The organism is Paraburkholderia fungorum, assembly GCF_003610895.1.
GTDB lineage: Bacteria > Pseudomonadota > Gammaproteobacteria > Burkholderiales > Burkholderiaceae > Paraburkholderia > Paraburkholderia fungorum_B.
Genome location: NZ_MCAS01000007.1, coordinates 44,129 through 62,442, shown reverse-complemented (window position 1 = coordinate 62,442; position 18,314 = coordinate 44,129). Strand labels below are relative to the sequence as shown.

The window sequence follows — 18,314 nt, the reverse complement described above, 5'->3', positions numbered from 1 at the left end:
CCCGGCAGTCTGTTGCAAGCGGCCTCCGTGGAACCCCGCTTCAGCGTGAAAGACCGGAGCTCCTGCTCCGGTCAAAGAACCCGCATAGCAGTGCGGCAATCGTGAAGGCCAGTACAACTGAGCAAACGCCGCTCCACCCGGCCCAGGCCCACGCCGCCCCCGACAGCAAGGCGCCGATCGCGCCGCCGACAAAGAAAATGCCTACGAAGAGCGCATTCAACCGGCCGCGCGCCGCCGGGTTGATGAGATTGATCGCGCGCCGTCCGAGCGTTTGATCGGTGATGAGGCCCGCGTCGAGCGTCGCCGCGCCGACAACCAGCAGCGCGAGCGCGAGACCCGGGTGCGCCGTTATCGGGAATCCGCCCCAACCCGCACCAGCCGCCCCCATGACGAGCACGGCTGCGATCATCGACAGATGCGCGATCAGTTGTGTCGCGCGCTGCGCACCGCGATCGCCGAGATAACCGGCGAGCGGCGTGACAATCGCCCCGCTCGCGCCGGCCAACGCAAACGCGGCGATGCCGTGCATGCCGAGCGAGAACGGCGGCTGCGCCAGCAGCAAGGCAATGGCGGTCCAGAACGCGCTGAATGCGCCAAGCCCGAGCGCCGCCAGCGTGGCGCGGCGTTGCAGGACGGGTTCCGTGCGCAACAGCGTCCACAGCGAGCGCAGCAACGCCGGATAACGCGCCGTCGCAAGCGGCCGGTGGATGGGCAACTGCGTATACAGCACCACCGCAAGCAACGCATCGGCGCATGCCTCGATGCCGAAGAACGCGCGCCAGCCGAACGAGCCGGCGATCACGCTGGCGAGCGGGCGCGACAACAGAATCCCCACCATCAGCCCGCTCATCACGTTACCGACCGCCCTGCCGCGCCGGTGTTCCGGCGCCATCGAGGCCGCCATTGGCACGAGCATCTGGATCACGCTCGACGTCGCGCCGGCAAGCGATACCGAGACGAGAAATAGCCAGCCCGACCGTGCGAACGCCGCGACGCCGAGGAAGACGGCACAGCACATCAGCGTCCGGAAAATGAGCTTGCGGTTCTCGAACAGATCGCACAAGGGCACGAGCAGAAGCAGGCCGGCCGCGTATCCCAACTGCGGCAGCATGGCGATCAGTCCGGCAAGTTCGGGCGGCAGATTCAGCGCGCGGCTGACGGGGCCCGTCAATGGCTGCGCCGCCGAGAGGTTGACGACGATCACCCCAACCGCGGCGGCGAAGAACAAGGTGAGCTGCGTGGTCAGGACGGCGCCAGGCGCCGCCGCAGGTGCGGGCGAGGAACGTAAGGCAGGCAGGGGCCGCGCGGATGTATCGGCGGGTTGATTCATCGTTCCACTCCGGTTGATTTAACTCCGGCTCATCGTACGGATGACGATGTTATGCGACAATTGAAATATCTCGATAATGTTTATGCGAGTTTGTTATGAATACGCGTGACCTGCAGGCCTTTGTGGCGGTGGTGGAAAGCGGATCGATGGTGCGGGCGGCGGAGAAGCTGTTTCTCACGCAACCCGGACTCACGCGCCGCGTGCAAAACCTGGAAACGATGCTCGGCGCCGAACTGCTGGACCGGCAGAGCAAACCGCTCAAACCGACCGCGGCGGGCAACGAGGTCTACGGCCTCGCACGCACCGTGTTGCGCGCTGTCGACGACCTGATGGCCGTCGCGTCGCCCGACAGCGAATCGACCGGTGAGTTGAGAATCGGCGTCCCGCCGTTTCTATCCGAACTCGCGCTCGCACGGCCCGTCGACCGTTTGCGCAGCGCCTTTCCCAAGCTGACGCTGCGCGTGACGGCGGGCTGGTCGCCGGGTCTGCTGCAGAACGTCGAGCGCGGCGCCGTGGATGCGGCCGTCGTGCTGATGCCCACCGGCATTCCGCTGCCCGAGACGATGACGGCCACGCTGCTCGGCGACAAGCGGGCCGTCGTTGTGGCGCCGCGTTCGCTCGGCTTGACCGGCGAACCGACGACACTCGTCGCGCTCTCGCGTCATCCGTGGGTGTTGAACCAGGACGGGTGCGGGATGCGTTCGGCGCTGAGTCGCGCGATGTCGGCAGCCGGTTTGCAGTTCAACGTTGCAGTGGAGGCGTTTGGGTCGGAGTTACAGCTTTCGCTGGTGGCCCGGGGCATGGGCATCGGGCTCGCGGTGCCGGAAATGCTGGAGCGCAGTTCCTACCGCGAGTCACTGCAGCCCATCGAGGTGACCGACTTCAACAACGTGCTGAACGTCTGGCTCGTGCATGGCATGCTGCCAGGCCGTCTGGTGCGGCCCGTCGCGTTGATGCGCGACGCGCTGGTGGAGACACTGGAAAGCGATTCGGCCGTGCCATCCACGGCGGACTCAGGTCACTGAACCGGTTTGAACAACCAGCAGATCGCGGCAATGCACAAGCGCATTGCGCACCGACGCGCCACCCGCATAGAACATCAACTGCAGAATCGACTCGACGATCTGCTCGCGGGTCGCGCCCGCCGCGAGTGCGGCATACACGTGCGCGCGCAACTGGGTGACGGGATGGCCAAGCGTCACGCACGATGCGATGACAACGAGTTCGCGGGTGATCAGGTCGAGCCCCGGGCGCGCCATGACGCCACCCAGTGCCCACTCGATGGACATCTCGAGGAAGTCCGGGCACAGCCCTTCCATATCGGCCTTGAGAGCCTGTGCGGAGCCGGACCCGTGAAGTTGTTCGAGCAGCGCGGCGCCGCGTTCGCGAAGTGTCGGTTGCGATAGCATCATGCATCTCCCTCAATAATCTGCGATGTCGTACGTGGACAGTTCCACATCCGTATCGAGATTGTTGCCGCGCTGAGGTGGCGAAAAAAGACGGCTGCGCTTCGAACATAACCAAAGGACGCTTCGCAATTGGACAGACTGGAAAGCATGACGATCTTCGTGCGGGTCGTGGAGCGAGGCAGTTTCGCGGCCGCCGCGCAGGAGTTCCGGCTGACGGGAACCATGGTCGGGCATCACATCCGGGCACTCGAAACGCTGCTTGGCGGCCGGCTGCTGAACCGCACCACGCGCCGGCAGAGTCTCACCGAACTCGGTCAGCACTACTACGAGCGATGCCGGCGCATTCTCGCCGACGTGGCCGATGCCGAGTCAATCGGCGCCGAACTGCAGGGGGAAGCACGCGGCCGGCTGCGCGTGCTCACGCCCGTTTCGTTCGGTGTCCATGCGCTTGCGCCGGCCTGCTTCGACTACCGTGCGGCGCATCCCGACGTCGCGATCGATCTCGTGGTCAGCGACCGCAGCATCGATTTCGTCGATGAAGGGTTCGACGTGGCGGTGCGGATCGGCGAGCTCGCGAACTCGTCGCTGATCGCGCGTGCGTTGCGGCCGTACCGGTCGGTGGTGTGCGCCGCGCCTGGCTATCTCGAACGGCATGGTGTGCCCATGGCGCCCAACGACCTCGCGCAACACAGTTGCCTCGGCTTCGCGCATCCGGTAGCAGGACGCAACTGGCGGCTGCAGGGACCCGCAGGCGAAGTGGTCGTGCCGGTGTCGCTGAGCCTCACCGCGAACAATGGCGAAGCACTGCGAATGGCTGCGCTCAGCGGGCTCGGCATCATCATGCAGCCCGAGATCCTGCTCGACGACGACCTGCGCGCCGGCCGGCTAGTGCCGGTGTTGCCCGACTATGTTCCGCACGCACGGCCGATGCATGTGCTGACGGTCGCGGACCGCAAGCCGCCGCCGAAGATTCGCACCTTCGTGGACTTCATGGTGGAGCGCTTTGGCGGGCGCGCTTCGCTGCCGAGGAAGCGACGAAGCACGGCGGTTGAAATGGGTTGACCAGCCTGAACTGTCAACGCCCCTGATCCGATCCGACATCCTCGGGCTGCTTGACCAGAAAATCGTCGTAGCTCCGGTTCCGGATCCAGGACGGCGCACGTCCACGGCCGCTCCAGGTCGCACCGGTAATCGGGTCCTGATACTTCATCTCAATCGGTTTGGTGTTGTATGTGCCTCGCCGGTCGACGCGCAACTGGTTAGGCACAAGGTTGAAGAAGTTCATGACCTGCCGGACGTGTTCAATGGCAGCTTGCTGCTCCTGCTGCCACGCGACCAGTAGCCGCTCATCGAGTTGCGCGAGTTGCTGCTTCAACATCTTTACCCTGCTGCTCATGTTCTCTTTCCGTAGTACATGACCAGGTTGTTGCATCTCGCTCCCGGTCTTAGCGGTTGGCTTCCGCATTGACTTCGCAGGCGCGCCCTCATCCTGTTTCGTAAGACGCTCAGAGGGACAGCCCGCGCTCATACTCCCGCATATCAAGTGATATATGAAATGCAATCGTAATAATATCCAGTTGAATTTTAAATATCAACTGATATCCTTCCGGCCATGAATACGGCGGCCAAACCCCCGCGGCTAAGCCGCGAAGAAAGTCGATTGCAGACCCGGGCGCATTTGCTTGCGGCGGCGAAGCGGCTGTTTGTCGAAAGAGGGTTCGGCGCCACTTCTCTCAGGGATATTGCGGCCGAGGCGGGTTATACGCAGGGTGCTTTCTATTCGAATTTCGCGAGCAAGGAAGATCTGTTTGTGGAATTGATGCGGGAGCGCTCAAGGGCACAAATGAGCGATATTGCCCAGACGCTGAGCGACCCATCCGCATCGGCGGACGGTATCTTGAGCGCGTTGGAGATCTGGGCGCAGACACTCGATGCCGAGCCAGAGTGGTCGGTGCTGGGCGTTGAATTCAAGCTTCAGGGGCGTCGCAACCCGGTTTTCGCAACGGCCTCACAGGCCTTGCTGGACGCGCACCGTGATGGCCTCGCCTATTGCATCGGGCAGATCTTCGCCAAACTGGGAAGAGTGCCGCCAGAATCGCCAACCGTATTGGCCGCGGCCTTCATGGGACTCTCACAAGGTCTCGCACTGCAGCGCTCGATGCTGTCCGAGGTGCCCATTGGGCACATGATCATGGTGTTCCTGCGCAGCTTGCTGGCCGCCGCGCCGCCCGTGCGCTGATCCGCGACTCGCTCGTGCGACTTGCGCACGCGCTCGGGGATCACCGCGTTCGCGGCGCCTCCCTCGCGCAACTTCAGCCAGCCGCTTTTTCGATCTACAGGTCGAACCCGAGTTGCGCCTTGCCGAGCGGTGTCAGGTCGTCAGCCGTCGCGCGTCCGGTGAAATCCACTTCGAAATGATCGGTCGGGAAATCAGGTGGGCTTTCACCCTTGATGAAGCTCGGCAACTGGCGCTTCAGATAAGCATCGTTTTTGGCGCACGCGGGCGCGGAGGCGATGTACATCACATTGCTGTAACCCGTGCCCTTATGCTCGTCTTCGACCGCGTGGATGACGTCGCTGTGCCAGAACACGGTGTCGCCCGCTTCCATTTTCGGAATCGACGACAGCGCTTCGAACAACGGCGCATGAAATTCCGGCTTGATCGACAGCGCCCGCCCGGGCATTGCACCGCATAGATCGTCTTCGGCGACATCGTCCTGAAGCGCGCGCAGCAGTATGTACGCCATGGAATTGGCAATGGGTACGAGCTGCAGCGTGCCGTCGCCCGGGCCTTGCGGCGTCAAGGCAGTCCAGCCCTGGAAAGTGCGGAACATCGAGCAGACGGCGGGCGACGCGATCTCCTCTACGTCAGGGCGAAAAGCTGCGTCGAATGGATCATAGTCACGCCAGTTTCCGGCAAATACATGGCGGTACACCTTGCGGAAATTGCTTTCGATCCAGCGCTCCACTGAGCCGCCGTCGCAATGCGCCGACAAGCCGAGCGACGCTGAACCCGGTGGCCTGCGACGCAGACGATCGGCATACGCCGGCACGCGTTCCGGATCGAAGTGCACGCGCCCCTCGCTCTCGTTGCGCCATAACCGGTTCAGGAATACACGTGCTTCGGTCAGCGATTCCGACTCACGGGCCAGCACTTGTGGTTTCGACCAGTACACGCCATAGATTTGCGGCTTGCTGGAAGCCAGTTGTCCGAAGTATTTGTCTTCAGCGCGATTTTCCAGGTGTTTGTCGAGATTATTGCGCTCGACATAGCCGGCAATATCCTCGTCCCAGCTCTGCACCAGCGCGCGGGGGAAAACCTGACGAATCACGCATGCCCCGCGCGCCTTGACGAGCGCGATCTGATCCGCGGTGACGCGTTTCCCGGCGATATCGGAAAACTGAATCTCGGGAATGACGTTCTCTCCACGATCGCGTTGCGCGGCGATTCGCTGCGCCTCGGCACCGATCGATTCATCGAGTTCCGCGAAGACCTCCCGGTAGTTCGGCAACGCCGCGCGCAGCTCTCTTTTCGCTTGCCGGATCGCACCTGGCAAATCGTCGATTCTCAACGCCATGACTGTCTCCACATCGAATTGATAGCGCTGAGCATATGATGTGAAGGCGATCTCCGGTGATACTATTCAGACAATCAATTTGCGTTTTCGGCCATGAAACCAGCCTACGAGCACGTCGAGTTCGGTCGGGACTGTTCGCTCCGGGTTTACCATCGGCGGCTCGCGCGTATTCCGTTCGAATGGCATCACCATCCCGAGTACGAGCTGACGCTGACGATGAACAGTCATGGCAAGCGCTACATCGGCGACGCTGTCAACGACTACGAGGCGGAGGATCTCGTGCTCGTGCCGCCGGATCTTCCCCACACCTGGGCGTCGAATCGTTCGATCGATTCATCCTCGCCGCAGGTCGCCATCGTTATCTGGTTCGACGGCGGCTGGGCGCGGCGTATGGCGGATTGCTGCCCCGAATACGAACCGCTGCGCAAGCTGCTCCGCAGGGCCGCGTGTGGGCTAGCCTTCGAACCGCCCGCAGGCGAATCGATGCGCAAGCGCCTCGCGCAACTACTCTCGAACGACGCACGCGAGCGCCTTGGCGCAGCCCTCGATACCTTGTGCACGCTTGCCGATGCGCCCGGCCGACCGCTCGCCTCACCGAGCGCGTTCAATCATCCAGACGCCGGACCATCCGGCCACGAACCTGAACGGATCAACCGGGTTCTTTCAATGATCGATGCGCGCTTTGCCGAACCTCTGCGACTGTCAGAACTCTGTGCGGTCGCCAGCCTGTCAGAGCGCACGCTCACACGTTACTTCGTGCAGCATATTGGTGAGAGCGTGGGCCGGTATATCGCCCGGGTTCGTATCGGACACGCATGCCGGATGTTGACAGACACGTCTCTGCCCGTCGCCGTCATCGCCGCTCGCTCCGGCTTCGCGAACCTCGCCAATTTCAACCGACAGTTCAGGAGCGCAAAGCAAACAACGCCCGCCGAATATCGGCGGCTGTTCGCGGCTGCGGGCGCGCCGGATAATGACAACGCCCGCTTGACCGAGCGGTCCCCTTCGCTTCAAAGGGAACAGACACTAGCCGGTAAGCGAGACGACCGAGAGGCCGGAGGTCCGCAACGAGGATAGGTCCCGCAGTTCGTGAAGGGGCAAGTCATGAGTTCACTTGCAGACAAGACGAACGGTTCGCCAAAAATTATCCTCGTCTCATTGCGGCCAGAGCCAGTTCAAGGAGAGTGCCATGCATTCGGTTTCAAATCTGGATCTGCCGTACGCACCGACATTCAGGGACATCCACCCTGTGGGACCGCAAGAATGGAAGCGCTCGCTCGACGATATCGTGATGCCGGGCGATCTGCTGTTTCCGGATACCGATGAAGCCGGCCAGGTGCGTGCCTGCCGGCTGACCGGCGGCGGGGTGCTCGCAACGGTACGGCTGGGGCACCAGGAAGTGCGGCACGACGCCCGGCACGCCGCGGCGTTCCCGGACGACGACGTGATCGTGCTGGTTGCCCTGTCCGGCAGCGGTTCGATCAGTCAGAAGGGCAAGACGCTAAACTTTCGGGCGGGAGACATCACGTACCGGCGCGCCCGGCTACCGTCGCATGCGAGGCTCGAGGAAACCACCACGCTCGTCATGATCCGTCTGCCGCTCACGCGGTTCTTCGGCCATGCCATCTCGCGGCATGCTTCATTCGAGCCGCATTGTGCGGATGCGCAGTCCGCTCCTGTTCGATTGATCCACCATTTCATCGATACTGTGTTGCCGGAATTCCCGCACATGAGTGCCGACGCGGTAACGGCCGCCGAGCAAGCGTTCGTGTCCCTGTTGTGCGCTGCTTATCTGAACGCCGCGGATCAGCACGCTCGCACCAGTGCACGGGTCCCGGCGTCATGCAATGCATTGCGCTGGTCGCACCTGAGCGCCTACCTGATGGCCAACATCCGCGACCCCGAACTCGACGTCACGGCGTGCGCAACAGCCTTGGGCGTATCGCGGCGTTACATCCATAGAATGTTCGAATCCACCGGTACGCCGTACCGGACGTTTGTCCTGCAGCATCGCCTCGAGTGCTGTCGCAGCGATCTGCTCAATCCAATGTGTGCTGCGCTGTCCATCGAGCAGATCGGCTGGCGCAACGGGTTCAAGGACGCCGCCCATTTCAGCCGGCGTTTTCACACCCGTTACGGCCTGTCGCCACGTGAGTTCCGCAAGCTGGGGGGCGTGCGGAGCGCCGTCCAGGCGGCGGAATCCGCGCGGACCTGATTCGGTCGCCGGAAACCGGCGCCGATAACCATCGTGTTGCAAACCTCATGGTGACGCACCGGAGCGCTCTTCCTTGCAATACGCTCAGAACAGCACCTCCGGCTCCCGCTTGATCACACGACGGCCGAACAACGCAAAGCTCGCGTTGACGATACTCGGCAACAACAGAAAATCATGCGACTCGGCGGCACGTTCAGCGTCGATGCGTTGGATCTCGCCCACCGATTGCGCAAGGATCTGACTGCGCGCGGCCCGTTCGATCAGCACGGACAGATACGCGGATTCCTCAAGCGACCGTGTCGCCGCCAGAAATCCGTGATTCGCGAGCAGGATCGTGCGTTTGGCTCCCAATGCGCCCGAGATGATTTCCCCTTCGTCATCGCCAATGGGCAAGCCTGGCCATTCGCGCAGGAACGCACAGTCGTCGAAGAAAGGCGTTGCGTCCATGTGCGCGACTTCCAGCGGCGTGCCGGTCATGGAAAGCGCATTGATGTAGGGCGGATGAGTATGAATAATGCACTTCACTTCCGGACGCCGCCGATAGATCCAGAGATGAAAACGGATCGCGGGATTCGCCATGCCGTTGCCCTCGACAACCTGCATGGAATCGTCGATACGAATCACATTGCTCCGTGTAATCTCATCGAAGCCAATGGCCATGGGTGTAGTCAGGAATGTGCCGTCTTCTTGCCGCACGCTAATCTGACCCGCAAGCGTCTCCGAGTGCCCTTCATGCGCGAGCATGCGGCACGCGAGTGCGATTTTCTGCCGGCTGTCCCACCTGCCCTGCTCCAGTTTTTCATCCATCTGCGAAACCAGGGTTTCGTTGTTCTTTTCGACCATCTGCATCTCCAGGAAATGTCTATCGGCAATGACGGGTTGCGAATCTCTACGGATGATTCCCTTGTGCGGGCGTTTCATTGCCCGCGAGATTGCCCGCGAGAACGGCTGCATGCGACGCGTTGCGCTCCCTCGATCCGCGCGGAGCGAGTGCAACAAAACATGCGGCAATCAATGCGCTGATCGTGATGTAGAGCGCGACACTGAATGGATCGCCGCCGCGATGTGCCAGCAGCGATGAACAGATCACAGGATTGATCCCGCCGCCGACCACCGCGCCGATAGCACCGATGGATACACCGGAGAAGCGCACTCGCACATCGAACATGTCAGCGAAGAAGCCACCTTGCGGTCCATACATCAATGGATGCACGATACCAAGCGCAATCACGATAGCAAGCGTGATGATCACCGGATTACGTGTATCGAGCATATGAAAATATGGCCACACATAAACCGCGCACGTAAGGAGTCCAAGAAGATAGAGGGGTTTGCGTCCGATCCGATCAGACAACGCCGCGAGCAACGGCACAGTGAACACCGCGCTTGCGGCGCCCGCCATGATGGCGGTGAGAACCACGGACCGCGGCACCTTGAGTTGCACGGTCACGTAAGCGACGGAGAACAGCAGAACAAACACGGACCACGTGATCTCCCCTAGCCTCGCCATAAACACGATTACGACCTGGCGGCGGTGATCGCGTAACAGATCACGTAACGGAAATCGGGCGACGGATGCAGTCGCCTTCAACTGCGTGAATTCACGCGTCTCCGGCAATCTCGCGCGCCCTACCAGACCAATCACGACCAGCACCGCGCTGAACAGAAAGGGAAGACGCCAGCCCCAGCTGAGAAAGTCCTGCTCCGGCAAGCGCGACGTCAACAGCAGCGCCCCGGTCGACAATAGCGCGCCCCCATAGCTCCCCGAATTGCTCCAGCTCCCATACAGCCCGCGCCGATGCACCGGCGCGCTCTCGACGCCCAGCACGATCGCCCCGCTTTGCTCGCCACCGATGGCAAAACCCTGCAACACGCGCAGCGACGTCAGCAGGATGGGCGCCCAGATCCCGATCGACGCGTAGGTCGGCAAACAGCCCACCAGCGTGGACGCGATGCCCATCACCAGCAGCGTGGTCAACAACAACGTCTTGCGCCCGATGCGATCCCCGAAGTGTCCGCAGATCAGCGCACCTGCACCACGCGCAAAGTACCCTGCCGCATACGTGCCAAGTGCGGCGATCGTGCCGGCAAGCGGATCTAGGTTGGGGAAGAAAATCCTGTTGAAAACGAGTGCCGACGCGGTGCCGTATAGCAGGAAATCGTATTGCTCGATGGCGGTGCCGAGGAAGGCCGAAACGAACACATAGGGCCGTCGGGAACGAGGACTGGATGACATGGGGGACCCGGATGATTTTGCTTTGGTGCCGCCAGTATCAATTTTGTCCAGTCAGCCGATTTGTCCGCAGATGAACCGATGTCTTGATTTTGAGTGAACCCGGATGCGCACCGCGATAGCTGCCGCGAAGCGGTACTGGAGCGACCGGTTGCAGTAATGAGAACGCCGGGACGATGTGTCACGGCGTTCTCAGGGCTCAAGACGCAGGGCTCAGGTCTCGATCAGATGGAGGAACTGCCTGACGCGCGCACTGCTCCCCTCACCAAAGAAGGCTTGCGGTGTCGTGTCCTCGGCAACCACGCCGCCGTCCATGAAAACCACCCGATCCGCAACGTCTCGTGCAAACCGCACTTCGTGCGTGACGATCAGCATGGTCATGCCCTGTCTGGCGACGTCGCGCATGACCGTCAGGACATCCTCTCGCAGCGCCGGATCGAGAGCGGAGGTGGGTTCGTCGAAGAATATGACCTCCGGATCCATCGCAAGCGCCCGCGCGATCGCCACGCGCTGCTTCTGGCCGCCAGACAGCCGCGCAGGGTACTCATTGGCTTTCGCGGCCAGGCCAACCTGAGTCAGCAGACGCATTGCGCGTTCCGACGCCTGAGCGCGGGGGACGCCCTTGACGCTGACCGGACCTTCCATCACGTTTTCCAGTGCCGTCCTGTGCGGAAAGAGATTGAAGGACTGAAACACCATTGCCGTGCGCTGCCGGATCGCGCGTATCTTCTTCTGTTGCACGCGCGACGGTTTCGACGAGCCATTACATTCGACATCGATGCCGCACACCGTCACCGTGCCGGCATCCGGCATCTCGAGGAAATTCAGTGAGCGCAGCAGCGTGGTCTTGCCCGATCCGGACGGCCCCATCACAACGACAACTTCGCCTTTCGATACGCTGAAATCGACGCCGCGCAACACCGGGTTATCGCCGAAAGTCTTTGACAGACTTCGGACTTCAATCGTACTGATATCCGTATTCATACAAAACGCCTCGACAAGCGATTCTCGAGGACCGTCTGGACTATCGTGAGAATCTGGTTGATGCCCCAGTAGATGAGACCGACCATCAGGAACATTTCCATGTAGCGGAAGGTGGATGCGCCCACCTGGTCGGCCACGCGGGTCAGTTCTACCACCGTAATGGTCGAGGCCAGGGACGTGTCTTTGATCAGTGCAATCATGCGGCTGCCAACGGGCGGAATTGCGATGCGTAGACCCTGAGGGAGGATGACCCGCGACATGGCCTTCCAGTAACTCATACCCAGCGACATCGCGGCTTCCCACTGCCCCCGGTCCACCGCATTGATGCCGGAACGAAAGTTCTCGCTCAGGTACGCGGCCGAAAACAGCGTCAGCGCGAGGAGCGCGGCAGGAACCGGGTCAAGCGTCAAACCGTAACGCGGCAATCCGAAATAAATAAGCAGGATCTGCACGAGCAGCGGCGTGCCGCGAAAGATGGATACGTACGCGAATGCGAACACGCGCAGTACACCGATACTCGAGATGCGGGCCAGCGCGACGAGCAAGCCCAGCGTCGAACCCAGCACGAACGACGATAACCCGAGGAAGAGTGTCATCAGCACCGCGCTCTTCAACAGCGGCAGCGAGCGGATGAAAAGTTCGATCATGACTACTCCTTCTGTGCCTTGGCTTTGGCGATCGTGCCGACCATATCGTAATCGCGCCCCACCCACTTCTTCGCGATGGCCTGAATCGTTCCGTCAGCCATCATTTCCGCGACCGCCTTGTTGACAGCCGCACGCAGGGCCGGCTGGCCTTTTTCCATAGCCGGCGCCGAAAGCTGATAGATCAAGGGTTCGCCCACTTCCTTCACGGGCAAGTGGTTGACGTTGGCGTATTTCATGCCGCCGAAGTGAGAAATGATCACCGCGTCGATGCGCCCGCTACCGAGATCGTTGAAGACAAGTCCCCCGTTGTCGTATGAACGAATATCGGAATCCTTAAGGTGTGCCAATGCCCATGTTTCATTGCTGGAGCCGGTAGCCACGCCTACTCGCTTGCCTTTAAGCGTGTCCTTGCCCTTGATATCCGTGTTGCCGGCAGAGACGAAAATGCGGAAATCCTCCACGCCGTACGGGTCACCGAAATCCACCTGCCGCTCACGTTCCGGCGTGGGCGTGAGATCGTTCATCACGAGATCGTACTTACCGGTCTTCAACCCTTCCACGAAGTTCTTGAACGAATCAGCGACGAATACGACATTCGGCACGCCAATGCGCTTGCCGACTTCCTTTGCAATCGCGACGTCATAGCCAACCGGCTTGTTGTTCTCGTCAAGCATGCTCCATGGCGGACTGCTCTGCGTATTGGCGATGCGCAGCGTGCCGTTTGCCTTCGCCTGTGCAAGCAGGTCCGCCGCTTGCACCGTTGCGGGTGAGCTGATTGCCGCGCAAAGCGCCACGAAACTCACTAGCGTGAAAGCGCGTCCCCATCCATTGATTGTTTTCATCTTGTACTCGCTAATTCAGGTAAGTTAAGCGAAAAAATATTACGTGGCAGTCGCACGGGTTCGTTTGAATGCATCGAGACCGGCGTTCAGGTCCGCAAGCAGCATCGCGGGATCCTCCAGTCCGATCGAAAGACGTACGATGGGCTGGTCGGTAAGCGGAAACGCGCGTTCGGCCTGCAACGGCGCCGGATAGTAAGCAGCGAGGCTATGCACGCCTCCCCAGCTCGCGCCAATAGCGAAATGTTGGAGCGCGTCGAAGAAGGCGTTGAATGCGACCTCGCGTGCTGGCTGAAGAATCAGTGAGAAGAGACAGCCGCTGCTCGAAAAGTCCCGTTTCCAGATCGCGTGGCCCGCGTCGGACGGTAGTGCCGGGAACAGCACCTTGCTTACTTCCGGGTGGCGTTCCAGCTCCCTCGCGATCTGCAGCGTCGCGGCACTCTGGGCGGCGAAACGGACTTTCAGGGTCTCCAGACCGCGCATCACGAGGAAGCAATCGTCGGGGCTCGTCTGCTGGCCGAGAATGCTCTGCGTCTCGCGCACGGTCGCGTAGTAACCCGCGTCGTTCATGCTGATACAGCCCACCAGCAGATCCGAATGCCCGCCGAAAAATTTCGTTGCCGCCTCGATGCTGAAGTCCACACCGTGCTCGAGCGGCTTGAAGGCGAGCGGACTTCCCCAGGTGTTGTCCATCATCGTCATTACGCCATGACGTTTCGCGACTTCGACAATCGCCGGAATGTCCGGCATCTCCATCGTCACCGTGCCCGGCGACTCCAGGCAGATCATGCGCGTATTGGACTTGATGCGCTTCTCGATCTCTGCCCCGATTGCCGGCGGATACAACTCGACCTCGACGTTGAAATGCGCCAGCCAATTATGCGCGAACGTCTTTAGCGCACCGTAGCAGGCAGCCGATACGAGCAGGTGATCGCCGCCGCGCACGAAACCCATGACGGTCGTCATCAACGCGGACTGTCCGGAGGGTGTCACCACGCAATGTGCTCCTCCTTCGAGTTCCGCGATGCGATGTTCCAGTTGGCGGGCCGTCGGAGTGCCCGTGATGCCATAGCTGTAACCGTCCGGTTGCCGCTCCTTGCGGCGCGTAAATTCGGCGAGGGAATCGAATACGACGGTGGATGCCCGCACGACGGCGGGCGAGAGGCTGCGAAACGGCTGCGGCATTTTCTGGGTAGTACTTGTCATCATGCTCTCGTTGGTTGCCTGGTGATGAATCGATGAGCACAGTTTACTTTCGCCCTGGATTCCATCAACATCGGAAATAATTAGGTCAATAAGTCCACGTTATGAGAATTCGCGATATCGAGGTATTTCGGGCAGTTATGACGGCGGGAAGCACGAGCAAAGCGGCCGCGCTGCTCGGCATTTCGCAACCGGCTGTGAGCCAGTCCATCAGACGCCTGGAAACCATGGCGGACTTCGCGCTGTTCGAGCGGGTACGCAGCCGGCTCGTTCCCACCCAGGAAGCCGTTGCCCTGATGCGTGAGGTCGATCAGTACTTCCGCGGATTCGAGGTCATCGAACATCGAATCCGTAGTTTGCGATCCTACGGATTGGGGCGAATGGCGATCGCCTGTCTGCCGGCCCTGGGCACCGGTTTTCTGCCCCGCGTCATCGCAGCGTTCGATGCCCCGTCCAGAAACGTGCAGATATCGCTACAGGTAATGAGCTCACGCGAAGTGCACGAGAAAGTCTCGGCGGGCCAGGTGGATTTCGGTCTGATGTCAGACGAAATGTCGATGGCCGGCCTGGAGCACTCGGAATTCGTGCGTATGCCGGGGGTGGCGGTGATGAACCGGCATCACCCGCTGGCCGCGCGCCCCTTCATCGCTGTCGCGGACCTGCCTGCCTTTCCCTTCATTGCGCTGAATCCTGAAGACAGCACCAGACTTCGCCTGGAAACACAGCTCACAGCACGTGAAATACGCCTCAAGCCTGTCGTCGAAACGCCTTATTCACATACGGTATGCGAGCTGGCGCTCGCCGGAGTCGGTATAGGCATCGCGCATCCGATCGTGACGCTGGACTTCGCGCAGCGGGGGCTCGTCGTGAAGCCGATTGATGTCGAAGCCATGTTCTCGGGCGTACTCGTGTTTCGCCCGGGTACGCCACTCACGGAAACCGCGCGGCAGTTCATGCGGCACATGAGAATGCAGCTCGATCGTGACCAGAAGGCGCTCAAACTGGCGCTAAACGTTGCGGAACAGGAGAGGGACGAACTCGCCACTCGCAAGCGTAGTCGCCGCCCGGCGAGTGGGCGTACGGCAAGAAGCCGTTAGCGCTTGCAATCAGGAAAATGCATAACCGGGAGTTATAGAGTTAATTTTGGACAGACTGGGTTCGCGTCAAGGAAGCCTTAAGCTTTATTGCGTGTGAGGCACGCAATGTTTGAAGAGCCGTTAGCACAGCTATCACTTCAAAAAGCGAAGAGGAGACGACATATGAACCGCAGAGAGTTTTTCCCTTTTCTGGCAGCCCCTCTCGTAGGCGCGCTGCCTACGATCAGCATGGCCGCTCGAACCGATGACAAAGTCATCGTCATTGGCAGCGGCGTCATGGGCGCATCGATTGCGTACCATCTCGCCAAACGTGGCGCCGATGTCACGCTGCTGGAGAAAGAAGCGCCGGCGTCCGGTACAACGCGCAATTCATTCGCCTGGATCAACGCCAACAACAAGACGCCGCTTTCTTACTATGCGCTGAACTACGAGGGAATCCTTGGATGGCGCCGCTTGCAGCTGGAGATCGGACCGTCTCTGCAGATTCAATGGGGTGGCGGAATCGCCTGGTGCGGCCCCGATCAGAAGCAGATCGACAACCTCAACTACACGACAGCCGTTCACCAACCGTGGGGGTATCCCATTGAGAACATCACTCGCGACGATCTGTTGAAGTTGGTGCCCGGGGTCGTACCGGGAGACTTCGGCGCCGGTTGGCATTCGACGATTGACGGCACGCTGGATCCGGTCGCAGCGACGCTCGCACTGGTTGAGGCCGGCGTGAAAGCGGGCGTCAAGCTGGTGAAAGCGAACGTGTCCAACCTGAACTTCAAGGATGCAAAAGCGACGGGCGTGACAACGGATCGGGGCAATTTCCCGGCGGATCATATTGTGATCGCGGCCGGTAACGACTGCACCCGTCTGGGCGCACAAGCGGAGATTCCCGTACCGTTGCGGACATCGAGGGGGATTCTGGCTCATAGCAAACCCATGCCGCCGCTGGTTAATCAGGTGCTGATGCCCTCAGGTGCCGATATCAAACAGAATCCGGACGGCCGGATCGTAACAGGCTCAAATTTTGGTGACACCGGGTCGCTTACGCCGACGCCAGAACTCGGAGCCAAACTGCTGGAGTACGTAACGAAGGTTCTCCCGAGCACCCGGGGCATTGAGCTCGACTATATGACGCTGGGATATCGAGTCATGCCAAGGGACGAGTATCCGATCATGGGGCGTGGCAGAAAGTACAAAAATGTACACGTAGCGGCAATGCACAGCGGTATGACGTCGGCACCGGCGATAGGGCAGTTACTGTCGATTGAGGTTCTCGACGGGGTTGAGACTGCCCAATTGCAGGAGTTCCGCCCACTGCGCTTTTACTCCTAGTTTTTTGCACGCGTGTCGAACGCTTCCGTATCCTGAGCAATCGCGCCATCGATCGTGTTCACGTGTCCACCTAATCGTTAGGCAGACACGTTTCTCCTCTTCATACACCTATTCCGACTACTGCTCCGCCGGATAGTGGATGGTCGAGATTGGCGAGAAATCCCTGGAATCACGGTTGATGAGGCGGTCGGGTGAATAGTCGTTGAGCAAGCCGTCTCTGCGTTGATGTATCAACTCCTCCGCAACCAGCCGTCCGAGCAAAGGGCCAAGTGTCATGCCACTATGCGTGGCGACAACGTACGCGCGTTGCTGTTTCGTTACGAAACCCACGGCGGGGAGCCCATCGGCAGGACGCGAACGCTGACCGACCGCGAGCCGCTCGATCCGCGCATAGTCAGTGTTGCAAAATAGACGACGCAAACGCGTCAGCATCTCCTGACCAATGAATCCGTCCACCGCGGCCTGATACGCGGGGTCTGCCCGATCGTCCAGGTCGGGGGCTTGCAGCAGCAAGCGCCCACCGCCGTCGGGACGCACGTTCATATCCGGGCTAATAATGTTGGCGCGTAGTTGAATGAATTGCGCCGTGGTGGAAGCAAGGAAACCGCATGCACGCTTGTCGGGCCGGTTGGCATCAATCATGGCCAACGACACGCCCAGGCTCGAGATAAGTTCGGGCGTCCAGCGTCCAGTCGCGAGGACACAATAGTCGCCCTCCCAGCGCTCGTTAGTCGATAGCTGCAGCGTTATGCCGTCCGGCGTTTCCGCGACATCGACCACGCCGATATGCTCGCGCAAAACCGCGCCATGGCTTCGTGCCTCCGACCAAAGGCGCGCCATCAATACCGACGGAGAGACCAACGCCTCCGTGGGAAAATGCCAGATATCCCCGCTACGCGGATCGATGCGCAATTCAGGGATGCGTTGCTGCAAGGCGGCGCGCGAAACGTCTTGCACTGGGTAACCCAACGATCTCAGCGATTGCACGCGAGCGCCAAGCCGCTCCTGTTGAACCGGACTGACCGCCCATTCAAAGGTGCCGCACACATCCAGCCAGCGGGCTTCAGTGGGGCTGCCATCTTGCAGCGTGACGTGTTCCGCCATGCCTGCGCAGTTAAGCGCGTGGTAACTTTCAGGATTCTTTCCGTTCGAGTTAATCCACGCGAAGGTCGTACTGCTTGTACCCGAACCCAGATGCGAGCGCTCGAAGAGCGACACTTGCGCACCGAGCAAAGCAAGCGAACGTGCCACCGACAAACCGATGACGCCTGCCCCTACAACGGCAATACGGGGAGATCTTTGGTTCATTGAATTTCCGCAGAGAATAATGAGTCAGCAAGCTACGGTGAACTGAACGTGTGGCAGTTCCGCCGATCGCGCGGCGAGTGGCAAAAATGCACTCGCAGAATGTGAACGAACAGCCGTTATTCTTGCTCAATTCGTGGCGAGTGAA

General features: G+C 60.7%; 18 protein-coding genes. 7 read left to right on the top strand and 11 right to left on the bottom strand.

Features of this window, described 5'->3' with window-relative positions; translation table 11 throughout:
* Positions 1–40: 40 nt before the first annotated feature.
* Positions 41–1,330: an MFS transporter gene (locus tag BCY88_RS08560; RefSeq protein ID WP_120343838.1), complete on the bottom strand. Its 1,290-nt coding sequence runs from the start codon at positions 1,328–1,330 to the stop codon at positions 41–43.
* Positions 1,331–1,425: 95 nt separating this feature from the next.
* On the opposite strand from BCY88_RS08560, the gene BCY88_RS08555 reads away from it, so the two are divergent.
* Complete coding sequence (locus tag BCY88_RS08555; protein WP_120343837.1) at positions 1,426–2,355, top strand: LysR family transcriptional regulator; 930 nt, start codon at positions 1,426–1,428, stop codon at positions 2,353–2,355.
* Here BCY88_RS08555 and BCY88_RS08550 read toward each other — a convergent pair.
* Entirely contained in the window at positions 2,344–2,742 is a 399-nt protein-coding gene (locus tag BCY88_RS08550) for a carboxymuconolactone decarboxylase family protein (protein WP_220669659.1), read from the bottom strand. The two genes, BCY88_RS08555 and BCY88_RS08550, sit on opposite strands and share 12 nt — an antisense overlap.
* Before the next feature lie 126 nt (positions 2,743–2,868).
* On the opposite strand from BCY88_RS08550, the gene BCY88_RS08545 reads away from it, so the two are divergent.
* Positions 2,869–3,801 carry a LysR family transcriptional regulator gene (locus BCY88_RS08545; RefSeq protein WP_120343836.1) on the top strand — a complete coding sequence of 311 codons (933 nt, stop codon included), beginning with the start codon at positions 2,869–2,871 and terminating at the stop codon, positions 3,799–3,801.
* Positions 3,802–3,814: 13 nt separating this feature from the next.
* Here the strand turns inward: BCY88_RS08545 and BCY88_RS08540 are convergent, their stop codons facing one another.
* Complete coding sequence (locus BCY88_RS08540) at positions 3,815–4,135, bottom strand: H-NS histone family protein (protein WP_183081317.1); 321 nt, start codon at positions 4,133–4,135, stop codon at positions 3,815–3,817.
* Between the two features lie 216 nt (positions 4,136–4,351).
* On the opposite strand from BCY88_RS08540, the gene BCY88_RS08535 reads away from it, so the two are divergent.
* Positions 4,352–4,978: a TetR/AcrR family transcriptional regulator gene (locus BCY88_RS08535; protein ID WP_120343834.1), complete on the top strand. Its 627-nt coding sequence runs from the start codon at positions 4,352–4,354 to the stop codon at positions 4,976–4,978.
* 94 nt (positions 4,979–5,072) lie between these two features.
* Here BCY88_RS08535 and BCY88_RS08530 read toward each other — a convergent pair whose 3' ends face one another.
* Complete coding sequence (locus BCY88_RS08530; protein ID WP_120343833.1) at positions 5,073–6,317, bottom strand: DUF1479 domain-containing protein; 1,245 nt, start codon at positions 6,315–6,317, stop codon at positions 5,073–5,075.
* Between the two features lie 93 nt (positions 6,318–6,410).
* On the opposite strand from BCY88_RS08530, the gene BCY88_RS08525 reads away from it, so the two are divergent.
* The gene (locus tag BCY88_RS08525; RefSeq protein WP_120343832.1) at positions 6,411–7,394 is read left to right on the top strand and encodes a helix-turn-helix domain-containing protein; all 984 of its coding nucleotides are present in this window, start codon (positions 6,411–6,413) and stop codon (positions 7,392–7,394) included.
* 112 nt (positions 7,395–7,506) lie between these two features.
* Positions 7,507–8,532: a helix-turn-helix domain-containing protein gene (locus tag BCY88_RS08520; protein WP_120343831.1), complete on the top strand. Its 1,026-nt coding sequence runs from the start codon at positions 7,507–7,509 to the stop codon at positions 8,530–8,532.
* An 84-nt stretch (positions 8,533–8,616) separates the two neighbouring features.
* Here the strand turns inward: BCY88_RS08520 and BCY88_RS08515 are convergent, their stop codons facing one another.
* The 6 genes from BCY88_RS08515 to metC all read right to left on the bottom strand — a co-directional run bounded on the left by BCY88_RS08515 (position 8,617) and on the right by metC (position 14,441).
* Positions 8,617–9,375, bottom strand: coding sequence for an aldolase (locus tag BCY88_RS08515; protein ID WP_183081316.1), 759 nt, complete (start codon positions 9,373–9,375; stop codon positions 8,617–8,619).
* A gap of 46 nt (positions 9,376–9,421) precedes the next feature.
* A complete protein-coding gene (locus BCY88_RS08510; RefSeq protein ID WP_120343829.1) occupies positions 9,422–10,768 on the bottom strand; it encodes an MFS transporter in 1,347 nt (448 codons plus the stop codon).
* Between the two features lie 210 nt (positions 10,769–10,978).
* Positions 10,979–11,749: an amino acid ABC transporter ATP-binding protein gene (locus tag BCY88_RS08505; protein WP_120343828.1), complete on the bottom strand. Its 771-nt coding sequence runs from the start codon at positions 11,747–11,749 to the stop codon at positions 10,979–10,981.
* Complete coding sequence (locus tag BCY88_RS08500; RefSeq protein ID WP_120343827.1) at positions 11,746–12,396, bottom strand: amino acid ABC transporter permease; 651 nt, start codon at positions 12,394–12,396, stop codon at positions 11,746–11,748. Before BCY88_RS08500 ends, BCY88_RS08505 begins: the two co-directional genes overlap by 4 nt.
* Before the next feature lie 2 nt (positions 12,397–12,398).
* Positions 12,399–13,238, bottom strand: coding sequence for an ABC transporter substrate-binding protein (locus BCY88_RS08495; RefSeq protein WP_120343826.1), 840 nt, complete (start codon positions 13,236–13,238; stop codon positions 12,399–12,401).
* A gap of 39 nt (positions 13,239–13,277) precedes the next feature.
* The gene (metC, locus tag BCY88_RS08490; RefSeq protein WP_120343825.1) at positions 13,278–14,441 is read right to left on the bottom strand and encodes a cystathionine beta-lyase; all 1,164 of its coding nucleotides are present in this window, start codon (positions 14,439–14,441) and stop codon (positions 13,278–13,280) included.
* Positions 14,442–14,542: 101 nt separating this feature from the next.
* Here metC and BCY88_RS08485 point away from each other — a divergent pair, with 101 nt between their 5' ends.
* Positions 14,543–15,535, top strand: coding sequence for a LysR substrate-binding domain-containing protein (locus BCY88_RS08485; protein ID WP_259461284.1), 993 nt, complete (start codon positions 14,543–14,545; stop codon positions 15,533–15,535).
* Between the two features lie 162 nt (positions 15,536–15,697).
* Entirely contained in the window at positions 15,698–16,861 is a 1,164-nt protein-coding gene (locus BCY88_RS08480) for an NAD(P)/FAD-dependent oxidoreductase (protein WP_183081315.1), read from the top strand.
* A gap of 117 nt (positions 16,862–16,978) precedes the next feature.
* On the opposite strand, the gene BCY88_RS08475 is transcribed toward BCY88_RS08480, so the two are convergent.
* Positions 16,979–18,169 (bottom strand): NAD(P)/FAD-dependent oxidoreductase, encoded by a 1,191-nt coding sequence (locus tag BCY88_RS08475; RefSeq protein ID WP_120343823.1) that lies wholly within the window; start codon positions 18,167–18,169, stop codon positions 16,979–16,981.
* Positions 18,170–18,314: the final 145 nt, after the last annotated feature.

What these genes read in the sequence shown, in the direction of transcription:
- BCY88_RS08505 (WP_120343828.1), bottom strand. Translation starts at nt 11,749, where the DNA reads ATGAATACGGATATCAGTACGATTGAAGTCCGAAGTCTGTCAAAGACT.
- BCY88_RS08530 (WP_120343833.1), bottom strand. Translation starts at nt 6,317, where the DNA reads ATGGCGTTGAGAATCGACGATTTGCCAGGTGCGATCCGGCAAGCGAAA.
- BCY88_RS08555 (WP_120343837.1), top strand. Translation starts at nt 1,426, where the DNA reads ATGAATACGCGTGACCTGCAGGCCTTTGTGGCGGTGGTGGAAAGCGGA.
- BCY88_RS08540 (WP_183081317.1), bottom strand. Translation starts at nt 4,135, where the DNA reads ATGAGCAGCAGGGTAAAGATGTTGAAGCAGCAACTCGCGCAACTCGAT.
- BCY88_RS08475 (WP_120343823.1), bottom strand. Translation starts at nt 18,169, where the DNA reads ATGAACCAAAGATCTCCCCGTATTGCCGTTGTAGGGGCAGGCGTCATC.
- BCY88_RS08525 (WP_120343832.1), top strand. Translation starts at nt 6,411, where the DNA reads ATGAAACCAGCCTACGAGCACGTCGAGTTCGGTCGGGACTGTTCGCTC.
- BCY88_RS08500 (WP_120343827.1), bottom strand. Translation starts at nt 12,396, where the DNA reads ATGATCGAACTTTTCATCCGCTCGCTGCCGCTGTTGAAGAGCGCGGTG.
- BCY88_RS08550 (WP_220669659.1), bottom strand. Translation starts at nt 2,742, where the DNA reads ATGATGCTATCGCAACCGACACTTCGCGAACGCGGCGCCGCGCTGCTC.
- BCY88_RS08480 (WP_183081315.1), top strand. Translation starts at nt 15,698, where the DNA reads ATGAACCGCAGAGAGTTTTTCCCTTTTCTGGCAGCCCCTCTCGTAGGC.
- BCY88_RS08495 (WP_120343826.1), bottom strand. Translation starts at nt 13,238, where the DNA reads ATGAAAACAATCAATGGATGGGGACGCGCTTTCACGCTAGTGAGTTTC.
- BCY88_RS08510 (WP_120343829.1), bottom strand. Translation starts at nt 10,768, where the DNA reads ATGTCATCCAGTCCTCGTTCCCGACGGCCCTATGTGTTCGTTTCGGCC.
- BCY88_RS08515 (WP_183081316.1), bottom strand. Translation starts at nt 9,375, where the DNA reads ATGGTCGAAAAGAACAACGAAACCCTGGTTTCGCAGATGGATGAAAAA.
- BCY88_RS08535 (WP_120343834.1), top strand. Translation starts at nt 4,352, where the DNA reads ATGAATACGGCGGCCAAACCCCCGCGGCTAAGCCGCGAAGAAAGTCGA.
- metC (WP_120343825.1), bottom strand. Translation starts at nt 14,441, where the DNA reads ATGACAAGTACTACCCAGAAAATGCCGCAGCCGTTTCGCAGCCTCTCG.
- BCY88_RS08485 (WP_259461284.1), top strand. Translation starts at nt 14,543, where the DNA reads ATGAGAATTCGCGATATCGAGGTATTTCGGGCAGTTATGACGGCGGGA.
- BCY88_RS08560 (WP_120343838.1), bottom strand. Translation starts at nt 1,330, where the DNA reads ATGAATCAACCCGCCGATACATCCGCGCGGCCCCTGCCTGCCTTACGT.
- BCY88_RS08520 (WP_120343831.1), top strand. Translation starts at nt 7,507, where the DNA reads ATGCATTCGGTTTCAAATCTGGATCTGCCGTACGCACCGACATTCAGG.